Annotated in this window: 9 protein-coding genes; all 9 read right to left on the bottom strand. The window is 56.9% G+C overall.

Annotated features, from left to right (window positions below; genetic code table 11):
* Window positions 1-18 precede the first annotated feature (18 nt).
* Window positions 19-1,359: a gluconeogenesis factor YvcK family protein gene (locus tag MHFGQ_RS01330; RefSeq protein WP_106004125.1), complete on the bottom strand. Its 1,341-nt coding sequence runs from the start codon at window positions 1,357-1,359 to the stop codon at window positions 19-21.
* 6 nt (window positions 1,360-1,365) lie between these two features.
* Complete coding sequence (gene rapZ, locus MHFGQ_RS01325) at window positions 1,366-2,262, bottom strand: RNase adapter RapZ (RefSeq protein WP_106004126.1); 897 nt, start codon at window positions 2,260-2,262, stop codon at window positions 1,366-1,368.
* Window positions 2,263-2,288: 26 nt separating this feature from the next.
* Window positions 2,289-3,023: a PHP domain-containing protein gene (locus MHFGQ_RS01320; RefSeq protein WP_106004127.1), complete on the bottom strand. Its 735-nt coding sequence runs from the start codon at window positions 3,021-3,023 to the stop codon at window positions 2,289-2,291.
* A 7-nt stretch (window positions 3,024-3,030) separates the two neighbouring features.
* On the bottom strand, window positions 3,031-3,843 hold the full coding sequence (locus tag MHFGQ_RS01315) for a Cof-type HAD-IIB family hydrolase (protein WP_106004128.1): 813 nt from the start codon (window positions 3,841-3,843) through the stop codon (window positions 3,031-3,033).
* Window positions 3,815-5,659 (bottom strand): excinuclease ABC subunit UvrC, encoded by a 1,845-nt coding sequence (gene uvrC, locus MHFGQ_RS01310; RefSeq protein WP_106004129.1) that lies wholly within the window; start codon window positions 5,657-5,659, stop codon window positions 3,815-3,817. Before uvrC ends, MHFGQ_RS01315 begins: the two co-directional genes overlap by 29 nt.
* Window positions 5,660-5,875: 216 nt before the next feature.
* On the bottom strand, window positions 5,876-8,791 hold the full coding sequence (gene uvrA, locus MHFGQ_RS01305) for an excinuclease ABC subunit UvrA (protein ID WP_106004130.1): 2,916 nt from the start codon (window positions 8,789-8,791) through the stop codon (window positions 5,876-5,878).
* A gap of 142 nt (window positions 8,792-8,933) precedes the next feature.
* Window positions 8,934-10,028, bottom strand: a complete 1,095-nt coding sequence (locus MHFGQ_RS01300) for a uroporphyrinogen decarboxylase family protein (protein WP_106004131.1) — start codon at window positions 10,026-10,028, stop codon at window positions 8,934-8,936.
* 62 nt (window positions 10,029-10,090) lie between these two features.
* The gene (locus MHFGQ_RS01295) at window positions 10,091-11,449 is read right to left on the bottom strand and encodes an MFS transporter (RefSeq protein ID WP_106004132.1); all 1,359 of its coding nucleotides are present in this window, start codon (window positions 11,447-11,449) and stop codon (window positions 10,091-10,093) included.
* A gap of 174 nt (window positions 11,450-11,623) precedes the next feature.
* Window positions 11,624-12,898: a PocR ligand-binding domain-containing protein gene (locus MHFGQ_RS01290; RefSeq protein WP_170066092.1), complete on the bottom strand. Its 1,275-nt coding sequence runs from the start codon at window positions 12,896-12,898 to the stop codon at window positions 11,624-11,626.
* Window positions 12,899-12,960: the final 62 nt, after the last annotated feature.

The raw sequence follows: 12,960 nt of genomic DNA, 5'->3' as shown, positions 1-12,960 counted from the left end.
ACCCCGTTAATCTACTTTTTAAACGCCGAGGTTGCGAAATTTTTCCCGTATTAAAAAGCTGAAACGCTGGCGGCCGGGGGAATGGCGGGAATAGAGGGCATCCATAATCAGGGCGGCCAAACGCTGGGGATGATGGCGAACTAAGTGGGTTTCATCTACCAGCCATCCCGTCCGCAGCTCAACGCCCAACCTGGCAACCGCCGGACCATTGATTAAGACCGGGCGCGCCCCCTGTTCGCCGTAACGCCTTAGGCTTCTCCGCGATATAGGACCCCGGTGGGCGATGACCACGTCTATCAAACCCGGGCCGCAGTGGTCGATAATGGCCTGCAGGTGATCGGCAACCGTATAACCATCGGTTTCCCCCGGCTGGGTCATGATGTTGCAGACATAAAAAACCGGTGCCCGGGCCCGGCGCAGGGCCTCAACCAGGCCGCGCACCAGTAAATTGGGCAAAACACTGGTATAAAGACTGCCGGGACCGATGATAATGGCGTCGGCCCTGGCTATGGCTTCCAAGGCGGCTGCCGGCGGACGGCAGGAGGGCGGTTCCAAAAACACCCTTTTAATGCGCTTGCCCGCCCGGGGAATGTTGCTTTCTCCTAAAACGGTAGTGCCGTCGGCCATCTCGGCCCCCAGGACGACATAACTGGTGGTGGAGGGAATAACCTGACCGCCTACGGCCAGCACCCTGGCCAATTCCTGGATGGCCCGTTCAAAATCGCCGGCCATGTCCGTCATGGCCGCCAAAAGAAGATTGCCCAGGCTGTGTCCGGCCAGGCCTTCCCCTTGCTGAAACCGGTAATTAAACAGATCCTCCATCAGGCTTTCGGTATCGGCCAGGGCCACCAGGCAGTTGCGGATGTCTCCGGGAGGTGGGATTTTTAATTCCTGGCGCAGGATCCCGGAACTGCCGCCGTCGTCGGCCACCGTCACTATGGCCGTAAGATTGCATGTATAATTTTTTAGCCCCCGCAACAGGACGGCCAGCCCCGTTCCCCCGCCGATGGCCACTATATGGGGGCCGCGTGAGAGATACCGGCGGCGGTAAAACACCTTCCAGGGGTTGTCGACATTCCCGGGCAGAAGGACATTAAAAACGGAACCGGCCAGCCGCTGGACCCCATAAAGCATAAGGAGTAAACCCAGGCAGGAGGTAAGGATTCCCGAAAATAACGGCGAACCCAAACGGCCCAGGGTGTGAAGGATAAACCACGTAACACCCTGTTCTGCCGAGGCCAACAAAGTTACTCCCATGATGAGAGTCAATCCAGAAACCAGCAAAAATAAGCCCAGGGCGGCCAGCAGCAGCCAGCGTTTAATCTTTAACCCGGGATAGAGCCATTTTAAACCCTCCACGCCTTCTTACCTCCTGCCGCCGCTTAAATAGCGTATCAAATCCCGGTGCTTTACTACTACGTCGTAGCTGTCGCCCCGGAGGATTTCACCCAGTTTGTTGGCCAGGGTAACGGAACGGTGCTGGCCGCCGGTACACCCTATGGCGATAACCAGGTGGGATTTGCCTTCCAGCTGATACTGGGGGATGAGAAAACGTAAGAGGGCAGCAAACTTGGCGATAAACTCCTGGGCTTCGGGCGAGGCCATAACGAAATCGGCCACACAGCGGTCATGGCCGGTAAAGGGCCGCAGGGCGGGGTTATAATAGGGATTGGGTAAAAAGCGCACATCCATAACCAAATCGGCGTCCAAAGGGATGCCGTATTTGTAACCGAAAGAAATGATGCTAATTTTCAACTGCCGCCGACTGTCGCCGAAGAGCTCGGCGACCTGCTCTTTAAGCTGCCGCGGTGTTAATTCGGAAGTATCGATAATTTTGGTGGCCCGGCCGCGCAGTTCTTCCAGGCGCCGCCTTTCGGCGATAATGCCTTCTAAAATCTGGCCGCCGCTGGATAGGGGATGGCGGCGCCGGGTTTCCTTATATCGCCGCACCAGGACTTCGTCGGCCGCCTCCAGAAAAAGGATCTCATAGGGTATACCCCTACTGTCCAGGTAGGCCAGGGCTTCCTCCAGGTCGTCAAAAAACTGCCCTCCCCGGATGTCCATTACCAGGGCCACCTTGTCTATTCCTTTCCCGTTTTTGGCCGGCTGCCGCAGTAGATCGACAAGGCCGGGTATCAGGGAGGGAGGCAGGTTGTCAACGCAGAAAAACCCCAAATCTTCCAGACAGCGGGCGGCCTGGGTTTTACCGGCCCCGGAAAGGCCGGTGACGATAACCAGGCGCGGATAAGCATTTTCCGTCATTTGTCCTCCCCTCCCTGTGGATAACTTCAATGGCGCAGGTTTATCACCTGTTCCGGGGGAACGCCGGCCGCCCTTAGGAGCCGCCACCCCTCCTCCAGCCGGCCTACCGTGGCCGGCTGGTGAGCGTCGCTGTTGACAACGAAGCGCACACCCCAGCGGGCCACCCGGGCCAGTTCCTGCGGCCGCTGGTAGCAGTGCCCGACGTTTACCTCCCACAAAGTACCCGTACGAGCACAGACCCGTGCCAGGGGCTCTATGTCCACCGGCATTTCCAGGCCCGGATGGGTTATGCAAAAGACGGGATGTTTTTCCAGGGCCGCCGTTAAGGCCCGCGTGTTGGCCTCCATCGCCCTCTCCCGCCAGCGGCAGCTGCGCCCCTGGAGCTGATTGGCCAGGACGAGTTCACGGGCTGTGGCCCAGTCCCGCGGCAAAACATAAGGATGGAGCCCCACCAGCAGGAGGTCCAGCTGCCGGTAGACGGCGGCCGGGATATCTATTTCCCCATTGAGGCCGACGATGTTGGCTTCGGCGCCGATTAAAACCCGGATGTCCGGGGTGTCCCATCCCGCCACCTTCTTTTTAAGGCGCAGGAATACGTTGGCGGCGTTGACCCCCACACCGATGTTGCGGGGACCGTGGTCGGTAAGGGCGACTTCTTCCAGACCGGCCCGCCTGGCGGCGGCCACCATATCCCGCGCGGCGGCACGACCGTCGCTGTTACGCGTATGCACGTGATAATCTCCCAGGAAGGACTGGGGCAACCCCGATTCAACCCCCCAGAATGAATTTTTCTAAAGCCTGGGCTACGCCGCTTTCATTATTGCTGCCGGTGACATAATCGGCGGCCGCCTTAACTTCCGCCGGGGCGTTGGCCATGGCTACGGCCAGACCGGCATACTGAAACATTTGGAGATCGTTGTAGCTGTCGCCGAAGACCATAATTTCTTCCGGCCTTACGCCCTCTATCTCGGCCAGGGCCTGGAGCCCCCGGGCTTTATTGACTTCCGGATTGAGCATCTCCAGGTAATGGGGTAAAGAACGGGTGAAGTAAACCGCTTCTCCCACCTGACGGCGAATGGCGGCTTCCAGAGGGTCTAACTCCGGCCCGTCGCGCAGGGCAACAATTTTTAAAGGGCCCTTTCCTTGTTCCTTAAGAAAAGAAAGCATATCTTCCACCAGATGGAGTTCCACCCCGGCCCTCCAGGCATACTCCTCATTTTCCGCGGCGATTTTTTCTACATAGAGCCGGTCGTCCAAATAAACGTTATAGGCGTAGCCGAACTGGCGAATGACGGCAATCAAACGGGCGGCAAGGTCGATGGGCACGGTGCGTTCAAAAAGGACTTCACCCGTCGTAGAATGGCGCAACTGGGCGCCATGGTAAACGACGAGGGGCAAATCTAACCCCAGCTCCACGGCATAAGGCCTTGCCGAACTAAACATACGTCCCGTGGCCAGGGTAACAATTATACCTTTTCCCCGAACCCTTTTTATGGCTTCCTTCGTTCGGGCATCTATTTCCAAATCGTCATTTAAAAGTGTCCCATCTAAATCAAAGGCTACCAGCCGGATTCTCCCCATTATTTTTCCTCCCCAGGCCTTCCAGGATGCGGGCCGCCACGGCCCGATTCATCCCCTCTACCTCCAGCAATTCTTCTAAGGTCGCCCGGCTTATCCTTTCGACAGAGCCGAAATGGCGCAGCAGGGCTCTTTTGCGTTTGGGTCCCACTCCGGGAATGTCGTCCAGCACCGAACGGTAGGCGCTCTTTTCCCGTTTCTGACGGTGATAGGTTATGGCAAAACGGTGGACCTCATCCCGCAGGTGCTGCAAAAGCTTAAGGGCCCGGCCGTCCCGCGGCAGGCGTATCGGTTCGGGGCTGCCCTCCCGGAACAGCAGTTCCTCCTCCTTGGCCAGGGCAAAGGTGGGAATGGCCGCCACACCCTGGGCCGCCATCACCTCCCGGGCGGCATGCAGCTGGCCCAGACCGCCGTCGATTAGGACGAAGTCCGGCAACTCGGCAAACCGCGCGTCTCCTTCGGCAGCCCGGCGGAAACGCCGGGTTAAGACCTCCTGGAGGGAAGCAAAATCATTGGGAGCCTTCACCGTCTTAATCTGGAAACGGCGGTAGGCCGACGTCAACGGCCGGCCGTCCACAAAGACAGCCATGGCCCCCACCGCGCTGCTCCCCTGGAAGTTGGAAATATCATAGGCTTCCATGCGCCGCGGCAACCGCGGCAGGCCAAGGGCCTGTTGCAGTTCCATCAGGGCCGCCTTGCCACCCTCCTCCTGGCGCTGGCGGGCCAGAAGGTGCTCCTGGAGGAGGTTGACGGCATTTTCATGGACCAGCTGCAACAGCTTTAACTTGCTGCCCCTTTTGGGTACCTTTAACTCGACACGGCCGCCGCGCAGCCGCCCCAGCCAGCTGGCGATTGTCTCGGCATCCTCCGGCTCGTCGTGGAGGAGGATCTGCGGGGGAATTTCTACGCCCCGGCTGTAGTATTCCTTTAACAGGGCCGCCATAACTTCCCCCCGCGACAACCCTTCCGTTCCGGTAAGGAAGAAATGGTCGCGACCGATCACTTTGCCGTTGCGGCTGAAGAAGATGAGGCCCAGGGCCGCTTCCCCTTCGCGGGCGAAGGCCACGGCATCGGCGTCTTCATCGCCGCCGGCGGCGGTGATTTTCTGCCGGGCGCAGACCTCCTCCACGGCCCGCAGCTGGTCCCGCAACCGCGCCGCCTTTTCAAATTCCAGCCGTTCGGCGGCGGCGGTCATCTGCTCCTTTAATTCCTTGATGAGGGCGGTGTGCTTCCCTTCCAGGAACAGGATAATATTATCGACGGCCTGCCGGTAGACCTCCTGGTTCACCCTACCGCTGCAGGGGGCCAGGCAGCGGTTGATGTGGGCGTTGAGGCAGGGGCGGCTGCGGAACTGCAGGGGCGTCTCCCGGCAGGTGCGTACCGGAAACAGGCTGCGCAGAATTTTTAAAGTTTCCCGCAGGGCCCCCACATTGGTGTAGGGGCCGAAATAGCGGGAGCCGTCCCGGACGAGGGAACGCGTGATTTGCAGCCGGGGAAACTGCTCCTGGAGGGTAATTTTAATGTAAGGATAGCTTTTGTCGTCCTTTAAACTGACATTGTACCGCGGCCGGTGTTCCTTAATAAGGTTGCACTCGAGAATCAGGGCCTCGACTTCGTTATCCGTAAGGATGTATTCAATATCGGCGATCTTTTCCACCATGACCTGCGTCCGCGGCGGATGCTGGCCGCGGAAATAGGAGCGCACCCGTTTTTTCAGGGAAGCGGCCTTACCGACGTAGATGATTTCGCCCTGGGCATCGCGCATAATGTAGACGCCGGGATGATCCGGCAGGCGCGCCAGTTTCTCCTCGAGGTCCATGGTATCCCTTCTTTCAGGCGGGCTTCTGTTGCGGCTCGCACCGAAGGCCTCGCTGTCCTCGGCCCCGCCCTCGCTCTTCGACACAGCCTGCGGCCGCTTTGCCATTCGGCCAAAGTCGCTTGCTCCCAACAGAAGCCCGCCTTCTACAATTTTCTTCGAGTTGGCGTTTGTTCCCTCGCAAATGCTCGCTCAGGCGTCCTTTTGTTCAATCCTTATCTATTCCTGTCCCACTACCCTGGGCAAGTCCTGAGATCTAGCCGGAGGCCGGCCCTCGGGGTTTCCTTCCATCCCTCGATCCGCCTGCCTCCCTTTATCCCGCTCCAGGACAGGTGCTAAGAACTGGCCGGTATAAGACTCTTTCACCCGGCAGACCTCTTCCGGCGTGCCGGCGGCCACCACCCGGCCGCCACCCTCGCCGCCTTCGGGGCCCAGATCAATGATGTAGTCCACCGATTTGATTACATCCAGGTTGTGCTCGATGACCACGACGGTGTTACCGGCATCCACTAGGCGCTGCAGGACGTCGAGCAACCGCTCGATGTCGGCCATGTGCAGTCCCGTGGTGGGCTCGTCCAGGATGTACATGGTCCGGCCGGTACTGCGCCGGGCCAGTTCCGCCGCCAATTTCACCCGCTGGGCTTCGCCGCCCGACAGGGTGGTCGCCGGCTGGCCCAGGGTAATGTAACCCAGACCTACGTCTTGGAGGGTGGTCAGGCGCCGGTGCACCCGGGGAATGGCGGCAAAGAATTCTGCCGCCTCGTCCACGGTCATGGCCAGGACGTCGGCAATGGATTTCCCCTTGTATTTTATGGCCAGGGTCTCCCGGTTATAACGGCTGCCCCCGCAGACTTCACAGGGCACGTAAACGTCGGGCAAAAAATGCATCTCGATCTTGATAATGCCGTCGCCGCCGCAGGCCTCGCAACGGCCGCCCTTGACGTTGAAGCTGAAGCGCCCCGGTTTGTAGCCCCGAGCGCGGGCTTCCGGCGTGGCCGCAAAAAGGGCGCGGATGTCGTCGAACACGCCGGTATAGGTGGCTGGATTGGAACGCGGCGTCCGGCCGATGGGCGACTGATCGACCTCAATGACCTTGTCCAGATATTCGACGCCAATTATAGCATCAAAATCCCCGGGGTTGATCCGGGCGCCGTTCAGGCGCTGGGCCAGGGCCCGATAGAGAATCTCATTGACCAGGGTGCTTTTACCGGAGCCGGATACGCCGGTAACGCCGATAAAGAGGCCCAGGGGAAAGCTGACGTCGATATTTTTCAGGTTGTGCTCGCGGGCACCCTTAATAGTCAGCCACTTATCCCCCGGCCGGCGCCGCACAGCCGGTACCGGTATACGCCGCCGGCCACTTAAATACTGGCCGGTGAGGGAGTTGGGGTCGGCCATGACCTCTTTGGGCGTGCCGGCGGCTACCACCCGACCGCCTCCGTCCCCCGCCCCGGGTCCGATGTCAATTAGGTAATCGGCGGCCCGCATGGTATCTTCATCGTGCTCGACGACGATAACTGTATTGCCCATATCCCGCAGACGTTTCAAAGTGGCTATCAGGCGGGCGTTATCCCGCTGGTGCAAGCCGATGCTGGGTTCGTCCAGGATATAGAGAACACCCATCAGCTGCGACCCGATCTGGGTGGCCAGGCGGATGCGCTGGGCCTCCCCACCGGAAAGGGTGGCCGCCGGCCGGTCCAGGGTCAGGTAGTCCAATCCTACGTCCAATAAGAACTGCAGCCGAGCCTGGATTTCCTTTAAAACCTGGCGAGCGATTATCTCTTCCCGTTCGTTTAGTTTAAGGTCACGCAGGAAGGCTGCCGCTTCCCGAATATTCAGGGCCGCAAATTCGCAAATATTTAGGCCACCTACCCGTACGGCCAGGGCTTCCGGCTTCAGGCGCGCCCCTCTACAGGCCGGGCAGGGCCGCTGGCTCATATAGCCCTCAATCTCCGCCCGCGACCATTCCGACTGGGTTTCCTGGTAGCGCCGCTCCAGGTTGGGGATGATCCCTTCGAAGGGAGCTTCATAGACGCGCCGATCGCCAAAACGGTTGGTGTAGCGGAATTTTATCCGTTCCTGCCCGGAGCCATAAAGGATGACCTGCAGGTGTTCCGGTTTGAGTTCCCGTACGGGCACGTCCAAATCGAAACCGTAATGCTCGGCCAGGCACTCCAGTATCTGCAAGTAACCGTTATTGCCACGGCTCCACGGGACGATGGCCCCTTCCCTTAAGGTCAGGTTGCGGTCGGGTATCACCAGGTCGGGGTCCACCTTCATGGTAACGCCCAAGCCGGTGCAGGCCGGACAGGCGCCGTATGGATTGTTAAATGAAAAAAGGCGCGGCGTAATCTCGGGCAGGCTGACGCCGCACTCGATACAGGCGAATTTTTCGCTCAAAAGCAGCTCTTCACCGTCGATGATGTCGATAAGAACAACGCCGTCGGCAAGCTTTAAAGCCGTTTCCAGGGATTCGGCCAGGCGCGAGGCCACACCAGGCCGCACTTGAAGGCGATCTACGACGACCTCTATGTTGTGCTTCTTATTTTTAGCAAGGGAAATATCCTCACCCGTCTCCCGTATTTCTCCGTCCACCCGCACGCGCACGTAACCCTGACGCCGGATCTCTTCCAGCAGTTGGCGGTACTCTCCCTTGCGCCCCCGGACGACGGGTGCCATCACCTGAAAACGGGTTCCTTCCGGATAGGCCAGCAGGCGGTCCACCATCTGGGACACCGTCTGGGCGGTAATCAGCCGGCCGCACCGGGGGCAGTGGGGGCGGCCGATGTGGGCAAAAAGAAGCCGCAGGTAGTCGTAGATTTCCGTCACCGTACCTACCGTGGAACGGGGGTTGTGGCTGGCCGTCTTCTGGTCGATGGAAATGGCCGGGGAAAGGCCCTCTATTGCGTCCACATCGGGTTTATCCATCTGGCCCAAGAACTGGCGGGCGTAGGAAGACAGGGATTCTACATAACGACGCTGCCCTTCGGCATAGATGGTGTCAAAGGCCAGAGAGGACTTGCCCGAACCCGAGAGGCCGGTAATGACGACGAGTTTATCCCGGGGGATGGTAACATCGATGTTTTTCAGGTTGTGGACCCTCGCCCCGCGGATGACGATTTTATCGGTGGCCATGCTACTCACCCCCTGACGGGTGCAATCTAGTTTCCTCGACCTATTATAACATAAACACCGGGCAGGGCATACATACCCCGGCCGAACGCCCCTTTTTTAAAACAAAAAAGCCGGGTACGCAACCCGGCGTCATAACCGTATATTAGTCTAAATTAATAGGATACTTGCCGTATTTCTTTATGGCGTCCCGCATGGCCAGGGCGTTTTCTACTTTGGCGTAGCTGGGCAGGCTGTTGGCGCTGCTGCAGATATAACCGCCACCCGGAGCCGCCACGCGGATGCGTTCCTTAACCTCGGCGTCTACCTCTTCCGGCGTACCCAAGGTTAGAGTATAGTCCAAATCTATATTACCTACCAAACAGACGCGGTGACCATACTCACGTTTCATCTTGCCTATATCCATGGCCGCAGGCTGGATGGGGTGAATGGCGCTCATCCCCAGGGTCAGCAGGTCGTCCATAATGGGGAAAAGGTTGCCGTCGCTATGAAAAATCCATGGCTTCTTGATGGCCTGGGCCACCACTTTCATGTGGGGCAGGAAAAATTCCCGGAACATTTGCGGCGACACCCAGGGGCCGCGGTTGTCGGCTATATCGTCGTTGGCCCAGAAAAAGTCGAAATCCATTTGATTTAAATGTTCAACGACCCGGGCCGACCATTCGGAAAAACGCCTGTGGACTTCATGCACCAATTTTGGGTTATCGAAAATGGCAAAGGAGAAATTGTCCAGGCCCATGCTGTTAATCGTCGATGCCGCGCCCAGGCGGATACGGGCGAAAACGGCATATTTGCCTTTGTATTTCGCAATCCAATCGGCTACGCGTTCGTACCTAGCCGGGTGATCGGGGTCGGGCAAGTATTCATCAAAAAGCTTCAATGATTCTTCATCAACCAGCAGGCCCTTTTCGATGAAGTTTCGCCCGCCGGCATCAACGCCCATTTTGGCGATCCAGGGCGGGAAAAAATCAAAGGTTACTTTGTTGGGGAAATAATACTTTTCATGGAAGGCGTCGCCACCCTGCATGGACTGGCCGGTGCCAGCCGCGGACCCGGTAGGATAATGGTAACCGAAGCCGTCCAGCCCCAGAACTTCGCAAAGCTCCGTTGGGGTGAAGTCATCCCGCCCCATAATCTGGACCTGTAAGGGTTCTTCTACGTCATTTTCCACAAAGGGCACCTGATCCGGTACCCCTCGGGCCAGGGCGGTCATAACCCTTTCCCTCGGCGTCATGGACATAAAGGCCACCTCCGGTTTATATATTGTAATAAATATAAGTTAACTCGTTTTTCCTTGCCAGTCTAAGCCGAAATCTCTTCCAACACCCTGCCTTTAGTTTCTTCACCTAGAACCAGGACAGCCGTCGCTGCCACCAAAAAGGATATGGCGCCCAGGCCGAAAACGCCGCCCTGGCCCACCGTGGGTAAAATAATTCCCACTACATAAGGGCCGATTAAACTACCCAACCGGCCGATGGAAGAAGCAAAACCGGCACCAGTGGCCCTGGCCCTGGTGGGATACAGCTCCGGCGTATAGGCGTAAAGAACCGACCACATACCGAACATGAAAAACTGCATTGCTAGGCCGAAAAGGATGAGTTGGGTTTGATTGGCGGCCGTACCGTAGAAATAAGCCATAACGGCGCTGCCCATAAGCATAAGGATACAGGTGCCTTTCCGTCCCCAGGCTTCAACCAGGTAGGCGGAAGTGAAGAATCCGGGAATTCCGGCCAGGGAAATAAGGATGGTATAAAAAACGGACTTGGTCACGGCGTAACCGGCCTGTTGCAGCAGGGCTCCGAGCCAGGTGGTGAGGCCGTAGTATCCTAACAGAGCGAAGAACCATAAAGACCAAACCATAACAGTGCGCCTGGCGTAACCTGGGGCCCAGAGTTCCAGGAAGGAAAAGCGCCTTTCACCCCTGTTTTCTGTTACCAAGACTGCTTTCGGCTCCGGCAGTTCCCGACCGCCCAGGGCTTCCCTTACTTTATTTTCAATCATGGTCATCACCTGGTCGGCTTCTTCGTGGCGGCCGACGTCATCCAGCCAGCGGGGCGATTCGGGTACAATGCGGCGAATAATTAAAACGAAGATTGCGGGAATGCCTTCCGCGATAAAGACCCAGCGCCAACCACCGATGGGTAGGATTATATAAGCCAAAATGCCCGCGCCGATGAAGCCGATGGGCCAAAAGCCCTCCAACAGGGCGATATAGCGTCCGCGATGCTGGGCGGGAATGAACTCCGACACCAGGGATTGACCGATGGGGAATTCCATGCCCATGCCCATCCCCAGGAGGACCCGGTAAAGCATCAACGTCTCGACGTTGGGGGCAAAAGCGCAAAGGATGCTGGCCGTACCCCACAGGACCATGCTCCACTGAAAGACCAGCTTGCGGCCGAAACGATCGGCCAGCATGCCCGCTGAGGCCGCCCCGATGAACATGCCTAAAAAGCTCATACTCGATAAGAGGCCGGCCTGGGCCGTATTCAAATTAAAATACGTTTTCAAGGAACCAAGGACAAAAGTCAGCATCCCCAAATCCATGGAATCGAAAAACCATGCGGTGGCAATAATGCCGAAGATCATTTTTTGGTACGAAGTAAGCGGTAAACGCTCCAACCGTTGAGGAATGCCGTTCTTTAAAGTATTGTCTGCCATAATAAACCTCCCCCTTTCCCAAAATATTGGTACGCCGCCCGATAAATTACGGCGTCAAGAAATTCTGAAACGTCCGCCTCCTTTCCGGGGGATGGTTTCGCCGCCAGACCGCTTTTATCCTTTGAATTATCCAGATTCTTTTTTGTATATTTTTGAGCATTGAGATTGTTTTCGCTATATCACTTTTAGTGTATATCGGCTCCGGTAAGTTCCCGGTGTTACGCCTGTTTCCCTTTTAAAAACGCGGCTAAAATAGGTAACCTCGCTAAATCCCGTCGCCGCTGCTACTTCTTCTAAAGTTTTCCCTTCCCGCAACATGCGTTTGGCGGCTTCAATGCGGACTAGGGTGAGGTATTCAATAACCGTACGGCCCATTTCCCTTTTAAACAGGCGGCTCAGGTGCGCCGGGCTTAACCCTACGATGGCAGCTATGTCCTCTAAGCTAATGCTTTCCCGGTAATGGGCATTGATATAGGCAACGACCTTTTCTACCGGCGGCGTCTGCCGCCTTTCTCCGGTATGATAGATACGGTCCATAAACTCGTCCAGGGTGCGTAACAACCAGATAAAGCTCTCTTCAAGGGATAAAGTAGCAATTTTTTGCATACTGATGGCGCTTAAATTTAAAATCTCTTCCGGCCTGGCGCCTCCGGCTACAGCCGCCCGTGAAAGGATGGTTAGGAGTTCCAGCAGACGAAATTTAATAATTTCAGCGCGACCAATGTTGGTAAAAAGTATGCTCCCCAGAAGATTTTCCAAAATTGTTTCCGCTCCCAACCGGTCTCCCAGGCGTACCCGCATTGCCAACTCATCTTCCAGTTCCAGCTGGTAACTATTGTCTTCTTCCCAAGGAGCCCTCTCCACTAACCATTCCCAAAGGGAAGGACCCTTAAAAGAAGTAGCTATTTCGTTTTTTACGGTAAATTCCATGCTGTTGGCGGCTATCCGAGCCGCTAGCTTTTTTAACAGTTCCGCTCCCTGCTGGACCTGGCGTGCGGAGATAAACCGCAATTTTTGAATGGCGGCCCTCAATTCCCGCGACGGCAGGCCCAGGTCCGCCACCCGATTAAATATTTCCTTCACGGCCGCATCATCCATAGGCCACATTGTAACCTGACCGCAGATGATTATCCCCACGATTTGCCCTTCGCACTTCAGCGGTGCTGCCCAGTGAACCAATCCCGCATGGCAAAAGAGAATACATGGATCAAGCAGTTCCACCGCTCGCAAGGCGCGGCGATAGGTTTCACGGCAACGCTCCATCCCTTCGGTAACCGAGTTAACGAGCTGACAAAAATGGCAGTGATAGTTATAGTCTTCCACCCCGATAATAGGTTCCAGGGAAGAATCCAATATAACCGCCCGCATCCCGGTAGCCTCGGTGAAAGAACCCAGCAGGCGCTTTAAAGCCACTTGATCTGTACGACGCAAAAGGGATGCCAAATACATAAAACCCCTCCATTTAATTAATTTTGTTGCCATTTTGCCAAAAAACTGCATTATCTTTATAC

This window comes from Moorella humiferrea (assembly GCF_039233145.1).
GTDB lineage: Bacteria > Bacillota > DSM-521 > Neomoorellales > Neomoorellaceae > Neomoorella > Neomoorella humiferrea.
The sequence above is the reverse complement of the archived record's forward strand: the minus strand, read 5'-3'. Positions and strand labels throughout refer to the sequence as shown.